At 49.5% G+C, this 23191-nt stretch carries 22 protein-coding genes; 4 read left to right on the top strand and 18 right to left on the bottom strand.

Annotated features, from left to right (window positions below; genetic code table 11):
- Window positions 1–108 precede the first annotated feature (108 nt).
- The 12 genes from IEY46_RS07340 to blaOXA all read right to left on the bottom strand — a co-directional run bounded on the left by IEY46_RS07340 (window position 109) and on the right by blaOXA (window position 14356).
- Window positions 109–1725 (bottom strand): response regulator, encoded by a 1617-nt coding sequence (locus tag IEY46_RS07340; RefSeq protein ID WP_188990543.1) that lies wholly within the window; start codon window positions 1723–1725, stop codon window positions 109–111.
- The gene (locus tag IEY46_RS07335) at window positions 1718–3499 is read right to left on the bottom strand and encodes a sensor histidine kinase (RefSeq protein WP_229750126.1); all 1782 of its coding nucleotides are present in this window, start codon (window positions 3497–3499) and stop codon (window positions 1718–1720) included. The genes IEY46_RS07340 and IEY46_RS07335 overlap by 8 nt, the downstream gene beginning before the upstream one ends.
- Before the next feature lie 326 nt (window positions 3500–3825).
- Complete coding sequence (locus IEY46_RS07330) at window positions 3826–4263, bottom strand: vitamin K epoxide reductase family protein (protein WP_188990540.1); 438 nt, start codon at window positions 4261–4263, stop codon at window positions 3826–3828.
- Window positions 4260–4784 carry a TlpA family protein disulfide reductase gene (locus IEY46_RS07325; RefSeq protein ID WP_188990539.1) on the bottom strand — a complete coding sequence of 175 codons (525 nt, stop codon included), beginning with the start codon at window positions 4782–4784 and terminating at the stop codon, window positions 4260–4262. The genes IEY46_RS07330 and IEY46_RS07325 overlap by 4 nt, the downstream gene beginning before the upstream one ends.
- A gap of 15 nt (window positions 4785–4799) precedes the next feature.
- On the bottom strand, window positions 4800–6938 hold the full coding sequence (locus IEY46_RS07320; protein ID WP_188990538.1) for a peptidase domain-containing ABC transporter: 2139 nt from the start codon (window positions 6936–6938) through the stop codon (window positions 4800–4802).
- Entirely contained in the window at window positions 6935–10132 is a 3198-nt protein-coding gene (locus IEY46_RS07315; protein ID WP_188990537.1) for a type 2 lanthipeptide synthetase LanM family protein, read from the bottom strand. The genes IEY46_RS07320 and IEY46_RS07315 overlap by 4 nt, the downstream gene beginning before the upstream one ends.
- 70 nt (window positions 10133–10202) lie before the next feature.
- Window positions 10203–10343 (bottom strand): hypothetical protein, encoded by a 141-nt coding sequence (locus IEY46_RS07310; protein WP_188990536.1) that lies wholly within the window; start codon window positions 10341–10343, stop codon window positions 10203–10205.
- Window positions 10344–10574: 231 nt separating this feature from the next.
- The gene (locus IEY46_RS07305) at window positions 10575–11057 is read right to left on the bottom strand and encodes an SRPBCC family protein (RefSeq protein WP_188990535.1); all 483 of its coding nucleotides are present in this window, start codon (window positions 11055–11057) and stop codon (window positions 10575–10577) included.
- A complete protein-coding gene (locus IEY46_RS07300; RefSeq protein WP_188990534.1) occupies window positions 11058–11375 on the bottom strand; it encodes an ArsR/SmtB family transcription factor in 318 nt (105 codons plus the stop codon).
- Window positions 11376–11508: 133 nt separating this feature from the next.
- Window positions 11509–12477, bottom strand: coding sequence for a peptide-methionine (S)-S-oxide reductase MsrA (gene msrA / locus IEY46_RS07295; RefSeq protein ID WP_188991778.1), 969 nt, complete (start codon window positions 12475–12477; stop codon window positions 11509–11511).
- Between the two features lie 126 nt (window positions 12478–12603).
- A complete protein-coding gene (locus tag IEY46_RS07290; protein WP_188990533.1) occupies window positions 12604–13101 on the bottom strand; it encodes a DUF4362 domain-containing protein in 498 nt (165 codons plus the stop codon).
- Between the two features lie 493 nt (window positions 13102–13594).
- A complete protein-coding gene (gene blaOXA, locus IEY46_RS07285) occupies window positions 13595–14356 on the bottom strand; it encodes a class D beta-lactamase (protein WP_188991776.1) in 762 nt (253 codons plus the stop codon).
- Window positions 14357–14645: 289 nt separating this feature from the next.
- On the opposite strand from blaOXA, the gene IEY46_RS07280 reads away from it, so the two are divergent.
- Complete coding sequence (locus IEY46_RS07280) at window positions 14646–16016, top strand: aminotransferase-like domain-containing protein (protein WP_188990532.1); 1371 nt, start codon at window positions 14646–14648, stop codon at window positions 16014–16016.
- 188 nt (window positions 16017–16204) lie between these two features.
- On the opposite strand, the gene IEY46_RS07275 is transcribed toward IEY46_RS07280, so the two are convergent.
- Window positions 16205–16573 carry a VOC family protein gene (locus IEY46_RS07275; protein WP_188990531.1) on the bottom strand — a complete coding sequence of 123 codons (369 nt, stop codon included), beginning with the start codon at window positions 16571–16573 and terminating at the stop codon, window positions 16205–16207.
- Window positions 16574–16673: 100 nt separating this feature from the next.
- Between IEY46_RS07275 and IEY46_RS07270 the strand changes: the two genes are divergently transcribed.
- Entirely contained in the window at window positions 16674–17348 is a 675-nt protein-coding gene (locus tag IEY46_RS07270; RefSeq protein ID WP_188990530.1) for a TetR/AcrR family transcriptional regulator C-terminal domain-containing protein, read from the top strand.
- A gap of 43 nt (window positions 17349–17391) precedes the next feature.
- Here the strand turns inward: IEY46_RS07270 and IEY46_RS07265 are convergent, their stop codons facing one another.
- The 3 genes from IEY46_RS07265 to IEY46_RS07255 all read right to left on the bottom strand — a co-directional run bounded on the left by IEY46_RS07265 (window position 17392) and on the right by IEY46_RS07255 (window position 20057).
- A complete protein-coding gene (locus IEY46_RS07265) occupies window positions 17392–18603 on the bottom strand; it encodes an MFS transporter (protein WP_188990529.1) in 1212 nt (403 codons plus the stop codon).
- Window positions 18604–18622: 19 nt separating this feature from the next.
- Window positions 18623–19066, bottom strand: coding sequence for a MarR family winged helix-turn-helix transcriptional regulator (locus IEY46_RS07260; RefSeq protein ID WP_188990528.1), 444 nt, complete (start codon window positions 19064–19066; stop codon window positions 18623–18625).
- Window positions 19067–19274: 208 nt separating this feature from the next.
- Window positions 19275–20057: a sugar phosphate isomerase/epimerase family protein gene (locus IEY46_RS07255; RefSeq protein ID WP_188990527.1), complete on the bottom strand. Its 783-nt coding sequence runs from the start codon at window positions 20055–20057 to the stop codon at window positions 19275–19277.
- 254 nt (window positions 20058–20311) lie between these two features.
- Between IEY46_RS07255 and IEY46_RS07250 the strand changes: the two genes are divergently transcribed.
- Both IEY46_RS07250 and IEY46_RS07245 read left to right on the top strand, forming a co-directional pair.
- Window positions 20312–21112, top strand: coding sequence for a phytanoyl-CoA dioxygenase family protein (locus IEY46_RS07250; protein WP_188990526.1), 801 nt, complete (start codon window positions 20312–20314; stop codon window positions 21110–21112).
- A 33-nt stretch (window positions 21113–21145) separates the two neighbouring features.
- Complete coding sequence (locus IEY46_RS07245; protein WP_188990525.1) at window positions 21146–21976, top strand: helix-turn-helix domain-containing protein; 831 nt, start codon at window positions 21146–21148, stop codon at window positions 21974–21976.
- A gap of 93 nt (window positions 21977–22069) precedes the next feature.
- Here the strand turns inward: IEY46_RS07245 and IEY46_RS07240 are convergent, their stop codons facing one another.
- Together IEY46_RS07240 and IEY46_RS07235 are read right to left on the bottom strand one after the other, a co-directional pair.
- Window positions 22070–22324, bottom strand: a complete 255-nt coding sequence (locus IEY46_RS07240; protein ID WP_188990524.1) for a hypothetical protein — start codon at window positions 22322–22324, stop codon at window positions 22070–22072.
- A 172-nt stretch (window positions 22325–22496) separates the two neighbouring features.
- The gene (locus IEY46_RS07235; protein ID WP_188990522.1) at window positions 22497–23102 is read right to left on the bottom strand and encodes an SH3 domain-containing protein; all 606 of its coding nucleotides are present in this window, start codon (window positions 23100–23102) and stop codon (window positions 22497–22499) included.
- Window positions 23103–23191 lie beyond the last annotated feature (89 nt).

Genomic DNA, 23191 nt, shown 5'->3' with positions numbered 1-23191 from the left:
CGGGCTGCCTGAAGCGTTTAACGTTTACTTCTCCAGTATGAAGCCTGGGGCACCGGCTGCACATGCGGCATGACCAATATCCAGGGTAACAAAACGGCGAAGTTTTCTTTACGGCTCGATTTTGCCCAGGTACGCCTGCCTGAACTCCGACGGCGTCATGCCGGTCACCTTCTTGAACACTTCACTAAAGTAGCGCCGGTGTTCGTAGCTGAGTGCTTCGGCGATTTCCTGCACCTGATAGTTATCGATCAGCATCTGCTTGGCCCGTTCGATCCGCTCTTGCGTGATGAACTGTTGCACAGTCATGCCGACCATTTTTTTAAACACGTTGGCAAAGTAACCGGCGCTAAGGTTGGCTTGCCGGGCGCACTGTTCTACGGTAAGCGGCATCTTGAGGTTGTCGCGGATGTACTGCATCGACTTTCGGACGATGAATTCCGACTCGCTTGTCCGCTGCATCTCGATCCGCTCGCAGCCCTTGAGGCATAAGTCGTCGAGCAGATGCCGCAGTTCTTGCATGGTCAGCTCTGCCGCCTTGTTCTCGCGAATGCGCTGCTCTAGATCCCCAACCTGCTCATAGGGAAGCTTCTCCAGCAGCACCCGCAGCATCATAAACGCCAGTTCGTAACAAACACTGATCACATAATCGGGCTTGGGCGTTCCGGCGAACAAATCGTTTAGCAGCTGCGCAAGCAGCCCCGAGCTTTTGTCGTGGTTCCCCGAACGCAAAGCAAACAGCAGCTCCTGGGCAGCTGCTGGCGCAAAACGCGGCGGCTCCTTATCAGTACCGGCGATATGCGCGAAGCTGAACGCCCCGTTGCCCCCGGTGTAGAAATGGTAGGAAAAGGCGTGCAGCGCTTGCTCATACGAATCCGGAAGCTGGCTGATATCGTCGGCCATCATGCCGATGCCGATTGAAATGGTGAAGCGGGTATACTGTGCGATATGCGCGCAGCAGCGATCGGCGATTCGACTGGCCAGTTCTGGATCGTCGCAATGGATGATACAGACATGGCGATTGTTCGCCTCCCGGAATACGACGCCTTGTGTAAACATGCCAATCGTTTCCTCGAGAATGTTCTGCATGGCAAACCGCATCAGCTCCACTTCGTGGATCGGCAGCATCGCGTAGTCGCTATCGAAACGATCAATTTCCACAATCATCGCCACGAGCTGCCTCGGCTCCAGCGGAATTTGAAAATACCGCCAACGACTCTCCCCCTGCCTGGCGTCCGTTCGATGATGAACGAGCGTGTTCAAATATTCCTGGCGCAGTAGCGGCATGCTCTCTTTCAGCCGTTTCTCCATTTCATGAACCTCGATCAGGTTACGCCGCTCCCCCTCCCGTGCCTCCTTCGCTTTCAGTACCACTTTGACGATCTCCGCACGCGAGAACGGTTTTTGCATAAAATCGAACGCACCGAGCCGAATCGCCTGTTGTGTATAGGCAAAATCGGTAAAGCCGCTCAAAATAACGACTTTGCAATACGGATCCAGCTGCAAAATGCGAGCGGTCATTTCCAAACCGTCCATTTTCGGCATTCGGATGTCCGTGAGTACGATATCCGGGCGCATCTCCTCGACGAGCCGCAAGCCGTCTACACCGCTTCCGGCCGTACCTGCTACTTCGATCCCGTGCGACGTCCAATCGATCCGGCTCGTAATCATTTCCACAACGCTGCTAATATCGTCGATCACGCAAAGTCGAATGGGCCGCTCAATCATCCCCGTTTCCTCCTTCTGTTACCGGCAGCCGCAGCACTACTTCCGCGCCGCCGCCCGGCGTGCTGCTGAGCTCCATCCGCGCTTGTTCGCCATAATATAATTGCAACCGATGCGCAATGTTGTTCAAGGCATAGCCTTTCTTGCTCGTGGCGGCATAACGCATGTTGCGATAAACGTCCGCGACATCCATGCCGCAGCCGTTGTCCTTGACCGAAAGAACGAGCTGCGCCGCCTCGGTATGGATGGCGATGACAATGCGCCCGCCGTTTTCGATGTTGCGAAAACCATGGACTATCGCGTTCTCGACAAGCGGCTGCAGCATTATTTTTAGAACGATCGACGACAAATAAACCCCGCTGCCGATTTCGATGCGGTAATCGAACAGCGTATCGTAACATTTTTGCTGGATTGCCAAATACATCTTCATATGGGTCAGTTCATCTTCCAGCGTCACCCAATCGCGGCCGTTGCTAAGGCCGAGCTGGAACATGTGCGCGAGTGAAAGAATCATGTCGTTCACGTCGTCGGTCGCCCCGAGCTCCGATTTGCAATAAATCGTGTTCAGCGTGTTATACAGGAAATGCGGATCCATCTGGGCGGTCAACGCTTTGATTTCCGCCTTCCGCTTCTGCGTTTCGCCGTCCGTGACGTCCTGGATCAATCGGTTGATTTCGTCCAGCATGCGATTGAAGCGAAATCCGACCTGGGCAACCTCATCGCGGTACGGGCTGGCGAAACGCACGTTCAGATCGTTATGCTCCACCTGCTTCATCAGCTCATGCAGCTTGCGCAGCGGCTTGAGCAGCAGCTTCGTCAGCCCGTTCGACACGAACAAGGAAAGCAGCAGGCAGCCAAGCAGCGCGTACAGCGTCGACCGTTTAATGCCATTGACTTGAGCGAGCAGACGCTCTTTGGATTGGACACCCAATAAAATCCAGTTCCGTCCCACTTCCACGGGAGCGTAGTTGATAAGCGATTCTTTGTCATTCAGCGTATAAAAAAAGTAGCCGCTTTGCTCCTTGTGCAGCCGTTCGAGGAAGGAAGCTCGCCAGTTGGCGTCGGTAGCCGCATAAAGGGGAGAATGCACAATTTCCTGCCCTTGCTCGTTGATGAAAATATAGCTCAGTCCGGTTTCACTCGTGTACGAGCTGTCCGCAAGCAAGCGATACATATCGTTTTCCTTGACATTGACAACGATGTAAACGTCATCATCTTGATTAGGTATATCCCCGATCGTGTTCAGCACGAGAGAGATGACGGGATCTCTATCCGAAAAGAAAGCGTCTTCGTGGCGCGGCACCCAAAAAGGACGTTTTTCGATTTTGGCCTGCTTGTACAAGTTGCTGTCATAGAATGAATGATCCTTCAGGCGAATCGAATTCGTCGGGTAAAAGTCGCCGATCGGGGTAGCGATCAGAATCGATTGAATGAAGCCGTCGGAGAAACGGCTTTGTGAGAAAACTTGCTGCAATGCGGTCAAATGCTGATAGTACCGGCTCGTATTCGCCGATGCCACATCGCTCATCATCGCCTTGAACGGATCGCTAATCATCAGTGACATCATCGAGACAGTAATATTGCTCAGGCGCTGATTGACGACTTGAGCCGTCTTGTTAATCGTATCTTCGCTGAGCCGGAAGGCGTTTTCCTGTACCACCTTGGCGGCGATCATATACGAGATCGTCCCGTTCGCGCTCACGGCCAGCGTGATAAGCAGGACAAACGTAAGCCACACCCGGCTGCGGAACGTCAAGCCGTAATACCATGCTTTCATTCTCATAAACACCCCGGCGCTGTCGCCGTTGCCATTACCATTGTCATCATCGTTTACCGCCCTCCATACGATTGATCTTGCACATGATACACGAAATTTTAGCCCTCGTCCAGAACTGCATGTTCTGATGTAACACCCAAGGAATTTCTCTCGTGGTTAACAATGACGATTAGCTGACGTGGCTAAAGTCCTCCGCTGTTTGGCCCAGATGCTTGGGGCGGCTTAGGGCCAAGCGTCAATTAAAAAAAACAGCTGTCACCCTCCAATGGAAGGTGACAGCTGTTCATGCGGTCTTCGTTTCGGTAGAAGTGAAACCATTCGTTCAATCAGCGGTTGGCTTCATGCTCCGTAAATGAAAAGAATAAAGGACGTTTCAGACATGAAACAACGGTAATGCCAATCATCAGAACATAGGAAATAACACACCACATGCAGACCGCCTGGAGCACAAACCATTCAACTCCGGTCAAATAGGTCGAATAGCCGAAGCCTGCCCAAATATGCAGTCTCAGAATAACGGGTTTTACAGCATACTCTCCTCTTCGGGATGCGGCCGTCAGCAGGATGAGGATACAATAATAGGAGATCCCCATCAAGGAAACCGGGAATGGCCCGATATAGGCATACCTGCTGTTATTCACGACACTGCAATCGCCAATCGGACAATAAAACTGGCTGGTGATTTTCGACCAGAATAAATACAAAGAGACCAGCATCCCCGCCGCTGCCATGCAGATGACGAGGGTATTCCGCTGCCGGGTCATATCCTCTCAGCCTTTTCCATGAATTTTTTGAAATCCCTCACCCGGTACCCGTTCATCCGCTCCATCACCCTGCCCTCTTCATCCACGGCATAGAAGACAGGCGTGATTTTCATCAGAAATTGATCCTGCATCCATTGATCGGCCGATAGGATCGGGAACGGAAACTGCAGTTCTTGCTTGATCCGGCTGTATTCTTCTTTGCCCCCTACCCCCACCATTACGAGCGGAATATCCGGATATAATTCATTCCACTTCTTGATGGTGGGATAAGAGCTTTTACAGGACTCACAATCAATTTTGGCAATCATTGCAATGAATTTCTTCCCTTTGTATTGCTTCATATCCACTTGACCGCCATCGACTTCATCTCCGGAGACAAAAGGAATCATCTCCCCCTGTTTGATCCCGCCGGTATCCGTAAACCATTCCGTGACAAGCGAAGCGTTGTTCAGCACATACACGCCGGCTAATGGAATCAGGGCGGCAAGGACAAAAAGCAGCCTGATCGCAACTTTCCGCATTTGTTTAACCTCCTCCTAGGTAGGCTGCAATTGTTTGTACAATGAAGCGTAATACCCTTCGCCAGCCAGAAGATCCTGATGACTGCCCGACTCCTTGATGCTTCCGCCCTGAAGCACCAGGATCAGATCGGCATTAACTATGGTGCTGTGGCGGTGCGCAATAACAATTCGTGTACACTGCAGCCGGGAAAGATTCTGCTCAACGATTCTTTCGGTCAACGTATCCAGCGCGCTTGTCGCTTCGTCCAGCAGGATAATGGCGGGATTTCTGGTGAGCGCTCTGGCCAGTGCAATCCGCTGTCTCTGCCCGCCTGAAAGATTCGTTCCCCCTTCGGAAATGAGGGTCTGATAGTTTAAAGGCATTTGCAAAATTTCATCATGAATGCCCGCCAATTTGGCAACCTCTACGATCTGCTCCATCGGCAGCTGCGGATTATGAATGGCAATATTTTCGGCAATGGAGCGGTTGAAAATAAACGTATTCTGCATGACGACGCCAATCTGGCTGCGCAGCGACGGTTTATCCAGCAGGGAAAGGTTCCGGTCATCGAAATAAACCTCGCCTTCCGTAGGCAGATAGAGCCCCAGCAGCAGCCCTGCCAATGTGCTTTTGCCGCTGCCGGATGCCCCTACGATGGCGATCTTTTGACCGGGTTTAATCGTAATCGACACCTTTCGGATAACCTCGGGGCTCCCGGCATGATAACCGAAACTGACATTGCGCAGTTCCACCTTGCCTTTCAAAACCGGCGGTTGCTGAACTTCACTGTCCTCCTGCTCCGCTTTGGAATCATGAATATCCAGAATCCGATTCAGATAGGCGCCCATGACAATCATTTGATTCAGTGTCGTCACAAGCGTGGTCAGCGGGGTAAGGAACGCAGCGGCCAGCGTGAAGAATGCAAACAGCTCACCGAGCGTCATGTGATAGGAAATAACCTGCTTCGTCCCGATCCACAGGAGAACGAGAGGCGCCGCGAACCGAAGTCCACCGACAAGACTCTCCACATTGGCTTCCAGAATCCCCCTCTTCCGGACGCTCGCCAGCTGCTCCTGATAAAGACGTTCCCACCTCGCATAAGCAAGCTTTTCCATGCCGCCCGCTTTGACATCCGTAATGCCCTGTATCGTTTCCACAAATGTATTGGAAGCGAGCGTCTGCTTTAAGATCTGTTCCTGTGCAAGCTGCTTGATTTTCCCCCTCGTCAGAAGCAGTATGGCAATCTGGATCATACCTGCCAGAACAACCCATCCCGTTAAGGTTGGGGATCGATCCAGCATAAAAAGCAGAAAAAGCACGACCATTCCGCCGTCAAGCAGCGCGGTCACGGTTCGGGTCGAAAGGATATCCCGGATCATCATATTGCTGTTTGCCCTCACGATCAGATCTCCTGACGAACGAAGCTGAAAAAACTTGTAAGGCAGGCTCAGCATACGGTGAAAAAAGGTGCTCATTAAATTCCAGTCCAGATGATTCTGCAAAACGACAAGCGTTCTGCTGCGCAGCAGCAGAAAAACAACATGAATGACAGACAGGCAGGCAAAGCCGATTCCGATCGCAGGCAGGATTCCGCTTTCCCGGGGGACGATCACCTCATCGATCAGGAACCGGATGGAAATGGGCGCGACAAGAGCAAGCATTTGGATCCAAAGCGACCAGACGATAATTTTGGTCACAATCGGAGTATGTTTGCTAAGAAGCTTCATGTAGTCGGTCCATAGCGGTCTTTGTTTGCGGTAAACCAGCTTCTCTGTCGGACGGAGTACAAGGAGCACCCCGCTATATTTTTCTTTGAATTCCTTCAGCGGAACGCTTCTCCTGCCGATTGCCGGATCCACAATGATCGCCCTGCTGCCTGTCAGCCGTTCCAGTACGACGAAATGATTGTTTTCCCAATGAAGAATGCACGGTTCCGCAAGCCGTGATCCATCATCCATCCCTGTCCGTTGACCGTATGCTTCCAGTCCATAACCACGGGCAATATTGCGCAGGGACAGAAGATTTACCCCATCCCTTCCCGCGCCGCCCTTTTCACGCAGCTCCAGCAGCGGAACATAGCTATAGTAATAATCCAGAATCATGGCCAGGCAGCAAATCCCGCATTCCGAATGCTCCATCTGTTCAATAAACGGGACACGTCTGCGGCTTCTCATCGTCCGCCTCTCCCTGCCGCAACTGGCGCTCCGGCCGGCGGCTGCAAGGCGAGAATGGAAGGCAGCTCAGGATTGGAGAGACGCAGCAGGCCGTAGCCGATTCCGGCGAGTCCAACCATGAATCCAGGCGCGACTGCCTGAGGTGGAACATCACATAACCATCCATGCTTGCGCGCATGGTCTAGTGACTGCGATGCCCGGTGATATACTTGATCATAGAGGCGCGGGTCATTCAAGGCTTTCACGCATACGAGCAGAACATCAAGATTGCCCATATCCCCGTGACAGAGGCAGTTGCCTGTTCCGCGCCAACGATTCAATGTGGTCTGGAGGGCAATCTGGATCTCATCGTTGAACTGTTCATCATGGTAATACGGATTCACCAGAACCCGGCCCAAGAGAACCCCCGGTGCCCCGTGGCACCAATAGACGGGAATTTTCTCCAAAGGCATGTCAGCGCGCAGATCCCTCCAATTCCCTTCTTCCGCGGCAAATAGGCTTCGTTCATACTGGATGGCTCCCGCAGCGGCATCCCTATAACGTTCATTACCGGTTGCGGCCGCCAACTGGGCCAATGCAGCAGCATAACCGGATGCGCCGTGCGAGAATCCGGCCAGCATTCGATTGCGCGTCAGGCCGGTGCTCCAACCGATTCCGGATGATGTTGTAACACGATGCTTCAATAGATGGTCGGCGCATTTCCTCGCCACAGCCAAAGCTTCCGCTTCACCGGTCATTTCATACAATCGCAGGCACCCAAGCAGAATGCCGGCACTCCCCGACATCAAATCAAGCTTCTTATCCTCCTCGATAAGGCGGTCGTAACGGTGTAGACGTTGGATGACCGTTTCCAGCAGGGATGAATCCGCCATGAGAGATGCCAAGTGTGAGAAAGCATACACGTAGGCAGTCAGGCCATAGAATACAGAGCCGCCCGCTACCGCACCCGGGAATTGGAGAAATGCCAGGCTCGTTTCAACCGCCCCTCTTGCCAATTTGCTGTAATGGGGAATACCGGTTTCTTTTGCCATATAGGCATAAAATAGAGCCATCCCAAGTGTCCCGTTGTAGATGCCCGAATCCATCGGCGCGTAACGCAGCATACCGGATGGATCTCTTCCCGTCCCAATCCAGGTCACGGAATGACGGTCGTCTCCCCAGATTGCTAAAGCTGCCAGCTGGTTGGCGATTTCTACGGCTGCAGCTTTAAATGTATCGGGTTTATAAACCACATTTTCTTCTGCATTCGCAGGTCGAATGAAAGAAGGGCTCTCCCAGCTTCTTAACAATGTCAGCATGGAGGATCGAATGATACTGACCTGCCTCTTCCTGTCCTCTTCGCCTAGCTGCTTGATGATATCCATCGATACTGACAGGCTGTCATTGGAAAAAAAACCGCCGATTCGATTGCCTCTGCTGTCCCACACATCCCGCGAATTCACGGTGGAACAAAAATAGGGAATATCATGCTCCAACAAATCGGCACATTCGGAATGGACCACCCCGGCTAAGACCGGTACCGTTTCCACGATCCTCCACATAAAATCAAATAATTGGACTCTCGCCAGGCCGTCGGCCAAATGACTCGGATGTAGCGAAGCCTGAAGCATCTGACCATAGACATCCGTGTTGCGTATCAAGACTCTCACCGGGCAGCAGGCAAAATTGCCTACAGGCCCATCGGGAGAACATAGACTTTCCTGTTGGCCGTTTAATATGCGGTACATATGGTTAAAACCAGTGATAATATCCTCGGTATACGCTTCTGCCCTGGCTTCAATTCCTTCCAGAATGGGGCGGTTATTCCCGGTTTGAAAATTCGCATGCTCCGTCTTCACCAGCCGCATCTCATCGGTTCCCGGGTTCTCATACTGCGTGGTCGCTGTCTTGAATAACTGGCCGGAATAAGCCCCGATCCCGCTTGTCTCCAGTCCCTCAAAAGAGCCGGAACGCAAACGGTAGGAAGGAAGAAGACCGGTTCTAAGTACGGAATCCACCATCCAATCAGAAGCCTTTTGCACCGCATTTGCGGAATTGGCACTGCTTTCAAGCGAAGCGCTGTATCGGTGAAATAAAATTTCCAGGTCTACGAGATAAGGAAATTCTCCCGAGGCGATGACATTCTCATGATGAAAATCCGCTCCCTGCAGCAGGTACAGCAATGCCAAATATTGACCGTGACGCTGGTAGAACCGGTTGATTTGACCGCCATGGCTGCATGGCTTGTGATGTATATATTCCGACCATCCATAAGCATGTTTATTAACGACTTTCATCACAGGCAGCTGAGGGTCCGCTCCATGCCGATTAGCCCATTGCAGAAGCTCCTGGAATTTCTCATCAATGTCCATCGATCTTGGCTTATACAGCAGATTAGAACCGGAGGCGAAATGCAGGACGGTGACGCTTTTTCCGCCTTGATGCGCATCTCCGGTCCGTTTGCAGCCGACAATCAATGAGAAATCCTCCTGCCAGATCCGTTCAAGCTCCTCTTTATCCTCCTGGAATCGTTCTAACATTTCGATAATATGCGATGTATGTTTTTCGGTCAGTTCGGCAAGCAGCCGGCCCAATACCGGGTATTTATGAAGAATCGCAAGAATATCGGGATAAGCGGTCAAGCGGTGCGCCACAAAATATTGAAAACGCTCCTCTGACGATTTCCCCTTCAACTCATTGGCTTGTTTGGCGAGATGAAGCTCTGCAATGAGTGTCCTGTCAGCTTCCTTTGTAAGGCTTTGACTAAGCGATGAGACCACATCTGCAAGCAGCAGACTGCTATCGGCGGGCATGGGTTGCTTCTGCGTTTCCCATTGCTGAAACCGGTCGAGCAGCGTCCTTCTCATCCATAAGAGAAATGGCTGTATAAACGATGCGAAAGGAAGGAGGGACCAACTTGCCGGCTCATCGCCCTGAACATCTTTCTGTTCCATGATGGCTTGAAGGGTCTCTTCCCATTTAGGCTTTTGTTTGACTTTGAAATGAGTTGTATGATCAAGAATGGCGGCAAAATCCGCTTCACTCAGATTCTCCACTTTCAATCGGACCGAAAACAGATCGTCAGATTCAAGTCCTGTTCGCTTGCGCCATCGCTCCGCATTCCCAGAGACAGCTGATTTCCCATCATTCCTATCCGGGATCTCCCGTTCATGAAGATAAGCGGCATTCATAATATTGCGATTTTTAACCATCATGTCAATTCTCCCTTTAATGGTTCAAATTGAAGAGTTAGACAGGGGTTTCCCCCTGTCTTCAGTCATTCTGCTAACCTTGACAAACAGCATTTCCGGTGAAATCACTTCCGCAGTTTTTAGTCATGCTGCAGTCCTGACATCTCATTCCGCCAGCGATTTCGGCTAATTCCTCATCAGACAGAAGATCGATTACATTCGTCAATTGTTCCATTCCTTTCACCTCCTTTCATGTGTCGATCATGGATGTGATGATTACCGCTTGCTATAAAATTAACATCGAAAACGGATTCCCGATATTATACGATCGTATAATAATTCCCATATTTTCTTGCCGATTGTAGGCGGCATATGCTAAAAAAAAGGCAAAACAAACAGGGAAACCCCCGCTATTTCCGAGAGTTTCCCTTATTTTTTCTATTCATCCACCTGCATCCCTATAAGGTCAGCTGCGGCTTAAATCCCCAACCAGGGAGACATATTTCTCATGCCATGTTTCCCAGTATTCCCGTCTGTTATCGATTTTATTGCCATCCAGCAGCGCTTCAATAACGTCGAGACAGACATGCCAGCCGGCAAGATCCTTTGAACTATGTCCGGTGATTTGGGTCATTTTCTCAATCAGAACAAGCTTGCACCCTTCCTGATCCGGATAGAGCTCGAAGCGGACAATGTCCTTGTCCCAGGTATATTCCAATACCTCATACAGCTTCAGCTCCAGAATCGTCATGGTTTCGAATGTGCCGTCCCCCATATTGAAGCTGATTGTCCCTCCTTCGCGAAGGTCCTCGACATGAAGCTCGGAAAACCATTTGGCCAGCTTCCCATTCTCCGTCAGCATCGCCCAAACCTTCTCCACTGAATGCTTGAGACGGCGTTCGAATCGGGCAGTATAGCCATTCTCCGTTTGCTGTATAACCGCTAACATTTACATCTCCTCCTCTTCATCCAGCTGACGCTCCAATTCATCCAGCTTATTGGACCAGAACTGACGATACGGCTCCAGCCAATGATCAATTTCCATCAGGGGCTGAGCACGCAAGACATACAAATGCCGCTGCGCATCCTTGCGGACCGATACAAGTCCAGCTTCCCGAAGTATTTTCAAATGCTTGGATATCCCGGGCTGACTTAGCGACGACAATGCGACAAGCTCCCCGACCGATCGTTCTTTGCTGCGCAAAGCATCCAGGATCGTTCTGCGGTTGGGTTCAGACAGAATTTCAAACAGATTAGCGGGTTTCATAGAATTAATATTACCATATAGGTATATTTCCGTAAAGTTATATACCCCAATGGGAATATATTAGTTGTGCTTTTCCAGTCTTCTGCTCAACATCCTTGCTGCCAAGGATGCCGACCTTAGTACCGGCATCCGGTTACGGTGCAAAACCTTTTTTATACCGGCCATAACCTTCCAGTTCCAGCTCTTCAAGAGGCACAAAACGCAGAGCGGCCGAGTTCAGCCGGTAATGCTTCTTAGTCGGAGCAGGCCCATCATTCAACAAATAACCCAAATGCGACCCGGACAATCGGCTTCGCACCGCGATCCGTACCTGCCCGCCGCTCAGATCCGCTTCCCGAAGAACCAGTCCCTCTTCAACCGGCCTGGTGAAGCTTGGATAGCCTGTGCCGGAATCGAATTTATCCCTCGAACTGAAGAGCGGATCCCCATTTATGATATCCACATAAAGACCTTCTTCGGTAAAATTCCAATAGTCATTCGCATATGCCGGTTCTGCTGCACCGTTCTTCGTCACCTCATACTGAAGCTCTGTCAGCAGATTGCGCAGACGTTTACGGTCCTTCTCCGTATTCCAGCTGCTGTGGACAAACGCCTCACGGCCGGAGTATTTGCGGTACATGTTATAGTCCACATGATGGTATTTGTAATATTCCTGATGATATTCTTCTGCCGGATAGAAAGGGCCTGCGGGCACAATTTCCGTTACAATGGCACCTTTGAACCGGCCGCTTGCTTTGAGTGCCCGCTTGGAGGCTTCCGCTTTCTCTCGCTGCTCCTCATTGTGTACAAAAATGGCTGTCCGGTACGAATATCCGCGGTCATGAAACTGCCCGCCTGCATCGGTGGGATCGATCTGCTGCCAGAACAGCTCCAGCAGACGCTCATATGGAAATACATCCGGTTGAAAAGTGATTTGAACGGCTTCCGCATGTCCCGTCGTTTCGGTACATACCTCCTCATAGATGGGATTCACGGTATGTCCTCCTGTATATCCTGATAGGATCGAAACAATTCCAGGCAGCTCATCAAAGGGTTTCACCATGCACCAGAAACAGCCACCTGCAAACGTCGCGAGTTGTTCGCCGTAACTTGAATTTTTGATAGGACTCACCTGCTATTTCAATTAAATTTGTTTCCCGTAAACGCTCATTGCCTCTAATTGCATTATACCTTAGAAATCCATCTTGAATCCTTATAACCGGATTTGCTTTTCATTCAACCAAGCGTCTTATTTTCCGGGCACAAACAGCAGGAAGTACGATTTATTATCCGGGTCGCTGTAGCCAATATCCTCTTTGCATCCGCTTAATGTGAACAATGTGCCTTCTTGTTCCCCATAGGGTCCAACCTGCTTCGTAACCGTACCGCATTCTGTTTGTTTGACCCCTTTATCCTGCCCGCCAAATGCATCCCATGAATTATCATACGAATAAGTGACGAATTCTCCATTATAATCCAGACCCGCATAAACAGGATCGCCTTCATCCGTATAATGGGCGATGACCAGTGTACTGGCAGTCCCAGCCTTGTAATCGGTATAGAAGGCTTCCATTTTGTCGATATTGAAATATCCGGCAGGGCCAGCTACCACATAACCTGCTTTTTCAGCTTCACGAGAGGAAAGGTCAGGATAATCGGATTTTATTTTTCCGCCAGGTGAGGTTTGGCACGCGGTCAGGGCTAACATCAAGACAATTATGAATAGCATACAATAACTTTTGTGCATCCTTGTCCCCTCCGATTATTTGGACTATTGGACTTTTTAACAATTCTGTTTCTCCTCTAACCCCTAATCTTCTTCGGCAGTTCTTCTGTCACTATTTTCATAAGAAGATCTCCTCTTAAATCTTAGTATACCCGAGCAATACAGCAAATGTCGCCCTTGCTGCTGGCTTCACTTCACTGGCAAGATAGGTGGGGCGGCAAATGTCTTAAAATGCCTGGATAGGCGTCGTAAGCGGTTATGCGGACACAAAAGGCGTTAAATGGCCTGAATGAGCGATTTCGAATAGTTAACGGACACAGAAGACGTTATTCAACTGGAATTGACCTCATTCATGGAGTAATTGCATAGATAGCGGCTCTGAGGTCCGTCTACCCCTAAAATGAACTATTTCCGGCCTAAATAAGGTCATTGGTGTCCGTCAAGCAAGATACACAACCTGAAAGAAACCGCTCCGCAGCGTTAGCTGATCGAAGCGGTTTCTTCATGCATCCGATTACTGACTCGTCCCGGTATCCGGTCGATTGATGATGTGCAGTTTCTCCAAGCTTTCCAGCGTGATGTTCCGGGCTGTTGTTCCGCTGCTGTCCACATTAGTGGCGAAAATCCATATATTCCGTTTGGTCTCTACATATCCTACGTACCAGCCTAATCCCATATCGGATAGTCGTGTTCCCGTTTTTCCATGTATCGTATAGTCGTCCTGGTCATCGTCAATCATCATACGTTTGACTGTTTTCATGTTCTGTTTTTGAAAGGGCAAGCTCTCGTTTACAAGCTCTTCTAAAAAATCAATTTGCTCCTGGGCCGATATTTTGAGACTGCTGTCCAGCCAGAAGGTGTCAATGCCGCCTGAGATATCGCGGTTGCCGTATCCAATCCGGTCCAAATTACGCTGCATGGCGTCACTGCCGATATCTCGGGCCAATGCCTGATAAAACCAGATGGCAGATTGCCGCATCGCCGATGCCAGGCTGTGGTCGCGGTTCCACACCTCGAATTGCCGGATGACGCCGTCCCAGCGTTTGACCTCATATTCATCAGCAACCGCTTCTTCCTCCAGACCGAACAGGGCATTCGCCACTTTGAAAGATGACTCCGGCGTATACGGTTGGATGCTTCTTTTTTGATTATAGACGAATTGCTTACCGGTCTTCAGATTTTTGATAATCATTGTACCCGGTGTTCCCTGGAATAAGGCATCTTTCTTCAGCTCATGCGTCAAGGCTGGTTCAGCCTGGACCTGCAGCGGAGTCATCCCGTTGAATAGTATCGCGGCAGCGAACAACAGTAATGCGATCCGCCCTATTTTTCTGAGAAATGTATTCGATAATGGCTTCATGTTGCGCATCTCCTTCCGGGTAAAGACCCTGATAGCTTGGAGAAAATCCAGAACCGCAATCAGCTCTCTCCAAGGGCAGCTGATCTTCCGATCCGTCCCTCCTTCCTTGTGGTTTTGTTGGAACATCCCCAGTATACGACAGCTTATCTGCAACCTGCCGGAGCTTTTTTACGTCCTGTACCCATACAGGGAAAGGAGCTTGCAGATGAAAAAATATGCGGAAGTTGCTGCAAACATCAAACGGGATATGGAAATAGGTGCTTTGCGAAGAGGAGATCAACTGCCTTCCATACGTGCTTTGTCCTTGAAGCTCCGCTGCAGCCCCAATACGATTATTAAGGCCTATCAGCAGTTGGAGCAGGAGCATCTGATCTATCCGGTGCCGCGGAGCGGTTACTTTGTTGTTGATCCGCAGCATTCCGGCAAAGAAGGGACGGATGGGAATAATGGGATTGATTTTGTCGCGGCCGGACCCGATCGGGAGGTTATGCCTTATCGGGATTTCCAGCATGCCATGAATCAGGCGATCGAACGATACCGGGAAGATCTGTTCTCCTATTCGGAGATTCAAGGACTGTGGTCCTTACGGGTCCAGCTGGCACGACAATTAAGGGATGTTCAAGTATTTACGGTGCCGGAGAAGATATTTGTAGTGACTGGTTCACAACAAGCGCTGCATCTGCTGATTTCCCTCCCCTTTCCCAATGGAAAAAGCAAGCTTGCTGTCGAGCAGCCTACCCATTCATCGATGCTGGAATCTATCCGGCAGCAAGGCGTGCAGGCGTGCGGCGTTGAAGTCACGCGGGATGGGATAAATGTGGAGCATCTGGAGCGTTTATTTCAGACCGGGGAGATCAAGCTTTTCTATATCGTATCGAGATTTCATAATCCTACCGGCTATAGCTATACCAATGAAGAGAAGAAACGAATCGTGGAATTGGCCCGGAAATATGATGTTTATATCATTGAGGATGATTATCTGGGGGATCTCGATATCGATAGCAAGCAGGATCCAATGTTCGCTTATGATCCTTCGGGGAGAGTTATTTATACGAAAAGCTTCTCTAAAGTCATGCTCCCGGGACTGAGGCTGGGGCTCGCCGTGCTCCCTGACGAGCTGCATGAATCCTTTCTTCGTGCCAAATACGCCGCCGATGTACATACGCCGGTGCTCATGCAGGGAGCGCTGGAAATTTATCTGGAAAATGGGATGTTTGAAGCCCACTTGTACAAAATGCGGACGATCTACCGCAATAAAGCAGAGAAACTGAAGGAAGCGTGCAAACGGTATCTGCCGGCAGGCACCGTCTATACCGAACCCCGGTCGGGGTTCTACTCGCTGCTGGAGCTGCCTCGTCCGCTGACTGGCCTGCAGTTGAAAAGACATCTGGAGATGAAAGAAGTCCTCTTATATGAAGCGTCCAGCATGTTTCTACCGGAATTCCGCAAGGACAACGTTATCCGGCTGAGCATCTCACAAGTAGCGGAAGATCAGATTGACAAGGGAATCATGCTCATTGCCGAAGGCATTCGGGAGCTGCTCCTCGCCAGCAGGAAAAGAATTCAGTTTATCTAGTTGTAAGCGAGAGGACGGGGATAAAAAAAGTACCTTTAGTTCCAACTACTCTCCAATAATAGAAACAGAGGCAGTCTTGGCAGATAAAATAAAACCTTGGACTGCCTCTGCTTTATTGAAGTATCGTGCTTGTTAGTTCAACGACCAATGGGGATCTTAACTTTACAGTTATTCATTGCGAAAAAAGCTTAAGCGAACGAGGTGATCTCGAACAGAATGCCGTCTAGTGCTTTGAAATACAACGAATAACCGCCCCGAATGTTCTTAGCCCCTTGATCTGGCTGGATCAAATTCGCTCCTACAAGCCGATCGTAGAATCGATCCACTTCTTCCTTTGTATCCACGTAGAATCCGACATGGAACCCTTCAGGGTAAATAGGATTCTCGCCTCCAAATGCCGCAGAGCAGCTTAAGACAAGAGTAAAACCTTCCTCGTCCTTCATAACGGCAATCGCGTCGCCCTTCCGATCCTGCAGCTCAAAGCCGAATAAGTCCTGGAATAAACCTGTCGCATCGTTTAAATCCTTCACGCATAAATTAAGGTGATTCAGTTTCATGTTTATTTCTCCTTCTGATTAATTTAACACCATTAGATTAATTCTAATGATGTTAGATTATTCTAATATGCTATACTTGTCAAGTGAAAGGGTGAACCAAGTGGCCAGGAAAACTTATGCGTCAGCGACACCGCTCGACCAGGCACGGATTGTTCAGACGGCGTTACAACTGTTGGACGAGATCGGACTTAAGGAACTTAGCATGCGCAAAATTGCGGATAAGCTGCAGGTGAAGACTGCGTCCTTATATTATCACATCAAAGATAAAGATCAGTTGATGCAACTGCTCTCCGATCGAATAAGCGAAGAGATGGAATGGCCTGACTCTTCGCTTCCATGGATGGAGCAAATCGACCTGTGGGGAGAGGAATTCAGGAAGATTCTCCACTCGCGCCGCGATACCGTAGAGTTGTTTAACACCACCATTGCGGTGGGTTACTCTCGTCTGGATCTGATCGAAAAGCTCTTTCGGCTATTGACCTTGGCGGGATTCCCGGACGAGCAGGTTCCTTGGGTGGCTTCGATACTGAAGAATTACGTGCTGGGATTTGTGGGAGAAGAGGTCCGTTTGAGAAACCGTTCCGATCAGGGGAACGCTTCCAACAAGGAGAAAAGCGAGATGTACAACCAGTTTTATAGCCAACTCCCGCAAGAGCGGTTCCCTCATATGATCCGCCTCGCGGTTTATACAACGAATTCTGATTGGGAAAAGGAGTTTGCCTTCGGCTTTGAGTTGTTGATAGCGGGGTTGGAAAAGAAACTTCAGAGTATGTAAAAAACGACAGCCTGTGTCATCCAGGCTGTCATTCCACCGGAAGCTACGTGGTTTGCCGGGCACTTGGCTTAAGCCTATATCTGATCGCAGTTAACAATCGGACGACTGTATAAATAATCAGAAACAAGACCATAAATCCGGCTGAGACGCGGTACATGAACGCATAATCAGACATGGAGGAGACGGCTCCCAAAATCAAGGCACCGACCGCGATACCGAGGTCAGTCGTATTATAGAACATGCTATTGGCCATACCGTACTGCTGCGATGTGCCGGAACGAAGCATCCATGCCTGCAGCGTCGGCTGAATGGAGCCAAAGCCGAGTCCATACAAAAGGGCGGACAAAATCAGCATCGGCATCGTTGTCGTGTAAGATAGTACCATAAGAGCTGACACAACGCTGATCGAAGCAGGAATGAGAACGGCAGCATGTCCGAAACGATCGAATATTTTGCCCGAAACAGGCCTGATAATAATAACCGCCAGCGCATTAAACATAAAGAATAGGCCCACCTGTTCCAAATGAACGGACTCGCCGAACAAAGCGATAAAGCTGAGCAGTCCGCCGTAGGTCACAGCAAGAATAACATTCAGCAGACCGGGAATTAATAATTTAACATGGAAAATCTGTTTGGAATCGGCAGCTGTACCAGCCGCTGTCTTCTTGCTCATTTCGGCCGGAATTGTCCGCGAAAAGAACAAAATTGGAAAGATCAGCACGATGGTAGCTGTTCCAAGCATGCCAAGAGTTGTGAACCCTGCATGCTTCATCACACTTAATCCGATGATCGGTCCAACAGACATAGCCAGACTGGTGGACAGCCCGAAATATCCGATACCTTCCCCCATCCGTTTACCAGGTATGATTTGAGATACCAGTGTAGGAATAATCGTACTCGCCATCCCAAAACCGATGCCAAAGCCAATACGCATGACAAGCAGCATTCCAACAGAGCCTGCCGCAACGGATAATGCGGTAAAGAGTGTTGCGGCTGCAAGTCCCGTATACAAGATAACGTTCCGGGGCACTTTGCGCATAAGCGGGGTGGTTAACAATCGGGTAATAATCGTTGCTCCTGCAAAAACGCTTATAATCAGACTGACTGTCATATCATCTGCCTGAAAGGCGGACTTCACATAAGCAGGAAATGCTGCGAGAAGCATCTGCAAATTCAAAAACAACAACAAGGAACAGATCGTCAATATAATAAATGGCTTGGTCCAAAGCTTGGAATTGATTTCATGAGACTGCATATATATTCTCCTTACGGGTTTATGTTAATTTGTTCACATGATGATTAATCCGGAGAAGAAGCTCCATGAGCAATTCATGTTCATCATCTGTCATACATTGTTTGATTTCCTGGTTTACCTGCTTTTCAATCGGCAGGGTCTCCTTGAGCAGCAATGCCCCTTTGTCCGTGCTGCTTACTTGGAAGGAACGCCTGTCACTTTCTGACATCTTCCTGCTAATCAGGCCTTTCTCTTCCAGATGGTCGAGAATACGGGTTGTCGTCGCTTTGTCCTTACCCGCCAACTCGGCAATTTCCTTCTGAATCAAACCGTCTGTCTGATCCACTTGAAACAAGACTGACCACTGCTCCGTTGTAATCTCATAATCCTTCAGACGTGCCTGAAGGACATTCGTCATTTTGCGGTATGTGACCCCCATTAGAGCGCCAACCGATCGTTCCAGCACATTTTCATTTGCAGCCATAAACATCTTCCTTCTATTTAGTTGTTATACCAACTATATACACAACAACTATATTTGTCAATAAGCTGTACTGACCATTCTACCATCGACTGCTCTGGTAACCTCGGGTTCCGATTATTGCACACAGTCCGCTGTAAACAAAAAAAGCCCCAATCCCCCGTTCGACCGGTTGATTAGAACCTTTTTCCTGGAGCTTGTTGCCTGAGCATCAGAACATCATCGATCTGATATACCCGATTGTAAATTGAACGCCTTTATCGCCAAGCTCTCCGTTCCAGACATGGGAATGCGGTTCGATACTCAGTCCGGCATTATAGCCGTTTCCGTAAAGAATCGCCATGAACGTGCCCCAGTCCGTCTGATCGAGGCCGGCTGGCGGATCGTCAAAACGTTGGCCGTCGATAATGACAGAGCCTTTGATATGAACATGCTGAAACCGGCCGCCCCATTTGCGGGCCTCCAGTAAATAATCGCGTCCTGCATAACGGGAATGGGACGGGTCGAATTTAATGCCTAGCTCAGGAAGATAACCGTGAATAAGCGTCCAAGCCATGTCATCTTTGACAAAATTATTCCAATCGCAGTTGTAAGAGGAAATGACCACTCCTTTGGCTGCTCCGTAATTGATCAGCTTGCGGAAATAATCGATTGCAAAAGAAACGTTTTCATAATAAGACAATTCTTCCACCTTGTTCACGCCACAAACAAAATTGGCGCATCCAAGCTCCGCCGCCGCGTCGATCAGACGATAGGAGATTTGAAGCTCTTCCTCCACTATCCCCTCTTTGCTGATGCGGTCAGAGCCCCAACGTCCGACTGATCCGACCTTTACGCCAGTCTGTTCGCTTGCTGCTTTCAACTCCGGAATTTGGTTTGTAAATGCATCCAGATCAGAGCCGATATTGATGCAGAATTCCAAAAACTCAAGGCCTTTATCCTTTGCAAGTTGAAAACTGGCGGCCTCCGCTGAGGCGATAATACCTAATTTCATGATGCTGCCTCCCAATGGTTTTGTGAAGTGGCGGAACATGTCCGCCCTCTCCCTCATACTTTACAGCGGCCACGCGGACAAAGATATGCTGGAAATAGTCTAATTTTTATACTCTGTTACCTTTTGCTGTTTTTCTCCGGTTATCGAATAGAGCAACTTTTGAGAGTTTTTCAGCAATGATCAATCTTTTATGTTTTAAATACAAGGATTATAATACAATCATAACAGCAATAAATTAGGGGAGGATTCAAATCATGAAATTGCATGGCTTAACGTCAGAACAGCATGCCACTTGGGAGCGCGATGGTTTTTTGGTACTTGAGGACTTTCTGAATCCGGAGGAAACGTCTTACTATAATGAACGGCTTGATCTTGCTTTTGAGAACTGGCAGATCCGCGGTGGAGTTAATCCCGCTACCGGCCAATTAAACCATGTGCAGCAGGTATGCGGCATTATTGAATATGAAGATGCCTTTGTGGAACTGATGGAGCATGAGCGTATGATGTCGATAATGAGGGACCTGATCGGCGATTCCTTCGTCATGATCGATAACGACGGTTTGATCAAACCTCCGCAGAAGGAGAGCCATACCGGCTGGCATCGTGATACCGGCAATCTTCTTTATATCAATGAAAAGAAAACGCCTTTTATGGCCAAAGTATTCTATTTCCTTTCGGATGTTAAGCCTGAAGGCGGTTGTCTTGCTTTTCTTCCAGGGAGCATTCATATGACCAACGAGGAACTGCCCAAGGTCAGCAAACAGGAGGAAATGCCCGGACATGTGAGGATGAGCGTCAAAGCGGGCACAGCCGTCATTTTCAATGGGTACACGTACCATTCTGCTCTAAACAACTTCACAAACGAAACCAGACGGTCTATTATTTATAATTATGCGCATTCGTTTCTGCGTACATGGCCTGGCTATGAGCCATCCGAGGCATTAATGTCCAAAGCCGACACGAATTTGCGGAAAATGCTCTTCGGAATGCTCCCTTGGACAGCAGACCCGGAAGCTTTCAAGGAAGCCGCAAACGTGCCTGCTGATAAAGATTAATAATCCCGCAGCTGGCGAAAAGGATGTCGATTGATGAAAGAGGAATGGTTTTCTTCCCCGAGCCCTTTTGCCAAATCCGGTCTTTATTATCCAATCATTGGCGGATACGATCCGAACGGGCCGGACTTTTTTTTTGAGCGTGATTATTATCCGGCTTATGAGATCCTGCTGATCACTCAAGGCAGGGGTCAATTCCGGCATGCCCAAGAATGGGTCCCGCTTGGCAAAGGCGATTGTCTGCTTCATGACATGCGGTATCCGCATGGATACCGCTCCGATCCGGAAGATCCCTTTCACATGAGATATCTGGTGTTTGACGGGTTGGAACTGGATTCTTTGTGGAGCCGCCTGTTCCATGGGCCGGTTGCCTTATTTTCATCTGAACTATCCGGCTCGCCGATCGATCAGACACTGCGGTCCATTCTGGATACGATGAAGGATACCGATTCGCAGAATGAATGGGAACAATCCGCCTTGATTTATCATTTGCTGATGCATTGCGCCAGACTATCCGATTACGAGCGATCTATCTTTCAAAAACCGGCTAACTTCGAACGTGCGAGGCATTACATGGACTCCCATTATCTGACTATTGCCAGCATCAAGGAAGCTGCCCGGGAAGCCAATCTGAGCCTGTATCATTTCATCCGGCAGTTCAAAAAATATTACGGCTCCACGCCAAAAGAATATCTCCTGCTTAAGCAAATCAATCATGCCAAACGGCTGCTGCTGCTGACTGATGCGGCCGTAGGCGAGATTGCGGATCAAGCGGGCTTTGACAGCTACAATGCTTTTTTACATGCTTTCCAGCTTACGGAGAATTGTACGCCTTCCGTGTTCCGGAAGAATTGGAAAAGAACATGAGTCATCTTCCGAATCCTGGACGGGACGCGCACCAAAAGCACCTCCTTGCCTGGCCGGCGGAGGTGCTTTTGCTTTGTTTGGATGGATGGCAGCTTATTCCTCGCTGCCAGGCTTTTTCACGTCCGCCGCTTCCTTCTTCGGAACTACCCGCGCCGGTCGTTCCACCCAGTTCTCCCGGTTCATCCGCATGACCTGGCTGCCGCGCGTTTCCGGTACCGGTCTGACGATATCCGCCTCTTTTGCAGGCGAATTGTCTGCGCCGCTGTCTGCAGCCTGACTGGCTGGAGCTTTTTTGCTTAGGCCTCCGCCATTATGTTTGCCTTTGTTCCATACACGTCCTTTACTCATTGAAGCACTCCATTCCAAAGCCATGATTTCCAAACTAAACCCTACCACACTAATAGAGGTAGTTCAACAAGACCGATATTGATCACGATGCGATTTCATCTTCTTGAACTTCGATGGAATGAAGTAGTTCAACAAGACCGATATTGATCATGATGCAGCTTTCATCCAGCCTTCATGCATCGGCCTGATTCAGCAGCTTCTGCAGATCATCATAGGGGAATTCCTCATTCCCCGCATGGCGGAGCGTATAGGCCTCCCCTTCAAGCACCCACCCGAATCGAGGATGCAGTGTCCATACCGCGTTGTCCAAAGGCCGTATCGTTTGTTTAATAAACGCCTGAATTTCCCCTTCTGAATATAAATCAAGCGAACGCCAAGCGGCTTCTACGGTGCTCCTGATGTGATTCAGATCATCCTGCTGCGTGATAGCGGCGAACCGGTAAAGCAGCAGGAACGGGATAAATCCGGCATCCGGATCTTCGGCGCGTAGATGTTTGCTTATAGCCTCCAGTTCTGCCCAGCGGAATACATACGGATGAAAATGGACCTGATCATCCCACCCCAGTTGAACCGGCTCCCCATCAAGACGGCCGGACAGCAGCAATGTAACATCCATCAGCTCTTCTTCGATATCCACCAGCAAGGCCGATCCTTCAGACAACCGCAGTTCGACAGGATTATCGGCAAGCGCCGGATAGCTCCGATCTTCCTCTGTCATCCAATAATAGTCGGTCCAAAATTCCTGTTGTTTCATGATGGAATGAAAATAATGGATCATTACGAAATCCCCTTTCCGTATCTTCTTATTCTACTATGCCTGCTTTCCCATGCAAACGTCCTTACGGATGGAATATACGCTGCAAGGAA

This window comes from Paenibacillus nasutitermitis (assembly GCF_014641075.1).
Taxonomy (GTDB): domain Bacteria; phylum Bacillota; class Bacilli; order Paenibacillales; family Paenibacillaceae; genus Paenibacillus_Z; species Paenibacillus_Z nasutitermitis.
Note: the sequence above shows the minus strand (reverse complement) of the source record. Positions and strands in the feature narration are given on the sequence as shown.

Excerpts from the sequence above, each read along its gene's own strand:
- IEY46_RS07340 (WP_188990543.1), bottom strand. The coding sequence starts at position 1,725 with ATGATTGAGCGGCCCATTCGACTTTGCGTGATCGACGATATTAGCAGC.
- IEY46_RS07335 (WP_229750126.1), bottom strand. The coding sequence starts at position 3,499 with ATGAAAGCATGGTATTACGGCTTGACGTTCCGCAGCCGGGTGTGGCTT.
- IEY46_RS07330 (WP_188990540.1), bottom strand. The coding sequence starts at position 4,263 with ATGACCCGGCAGCGGAATACCCTCGTCATCTGCATGGCAGCGGCGGGG.
- IEY46_RS07325 (WP_188990539.1), bottom strand. The coding sequence starts at position 4,784 with ATGCGGAAAGTTGCGATCAGGCTGCTTTTTGTCCTTGCCGCCCTGATT.
- IEY46_RS07320 (WP_188990538.1), bottom strand. The coding sequence starts at position 6,938 with ATGAGAAGCCGCAGACGTGTCCCGTTTATTGAACAGATGGAGCATTCG.
- IEY46_RS07315 (WP_188990537.1), bottom strand. The coding sequence starts at position 10,132 with ATGATGGTTAAAAATCGCAATATTATGAATGCCGCTTATCTTCATGAA.
- IEY46_RS07310 (WP_188990536.1), bottom strand. The coding sequence starts at position 10,343 with ATGGAACAATTGACGAATGTAATCGATCTTCTGTCTGATGAGGAATTA.
- IEY46_RS07305 (WP_188990535.1), bottom strand. The coding sequence starts at position 11,057 with ATGTTAGCGGTTATACAGCAAACGGAGAATGGCTATACTGCCCGATTC.
- IEY46_RS07300 (WP_188990534.1), bottom strand. The coding sequence starts at position 11,375 with ATGAAACCCGCTAATCTGTTTGAAATTCTGTCTGAACCCAACCGCAGA.
- IEY46_RS07290 (WP_188990533.1), bottom strand. The coding sequence starts at position 13,101 with ATGCACAAAAGTTATTGTATGCTATTCATAATTGTCTTGATGTTAGCC.
- blaOXA (WP_188991776.1), bottom strand. The coding sequence starts at position 14,356 with ATGACTCCGCTGCAGGTCCAGGCTGAACCAGCCTTGACGCATGAGCTG.
- IEY46_RS07280 (WP_188990532.1), top strand. The coding sequence starts at position 14,646 with ATGAAAAAATATGCGGAAGTTGCTGCAAACATCAAACGGGATATGGAA.
- IEY46_RS07275 (WP_188990531.1), bottom strand. The coding sequence starts at position 16,573 with ATGAAACTGAATCACCTTAATTTATGCGTGAAGGATTTAAACGATGCG.
- IEY46_RS07265 (WP_188990529.1), bottom strand. The coding sequence starts at position 18,603 with ATGCAGTCTCATGAAATCAATTCCAAGCTTTGGACCAAGCCATTTATT.
- IEY46_RS07260 (WP_188990528.1), bottom strand. The coding sequence starts at position 19,066 with ATGGCTGCAAATGAAAATGTGCTGGAACGATCGGTTGGCGCTCTAATG.
- IEY46_RS07255 (WP_188990527.1), bottom strand. The coding sequence starts at position 20,057 with ATGAAATTAGGTATTATCGCCTCAGCGGAGGCCGCCAGTTTTCAACTT.
- IEY46_RS07250 (WP_188990526.1), top strand. The coding sequence starts at position 20,312 with ATGAAATTGCATGGCTTAACGTCAGAACAGCATGCCACTTGGGAGCGC.
- IEY46_RS07245 (WP_188990525.1), top strand. The coding sequence starts at position 21,146 with ATGAAAGAGGAATGGTTTTCTTCCCCGAGCCCTTTTGCCAAATCCGGT.
- IEY46_RS07240 (WP_188990524.1), bottom strand. The coding sequence starts at position 22,324 with ATGAGTAAAGGACGTGTATGGAACAAAGGCAAACATAATGGCGGAGGC.
- IEY46_RS07235 (WP_188990522.1), bottom strand. The coding sequence starts at position 23,102 with ATGATCCATTATTTTCATTCCATCATGAAACAACAGGAATTTTGGACC.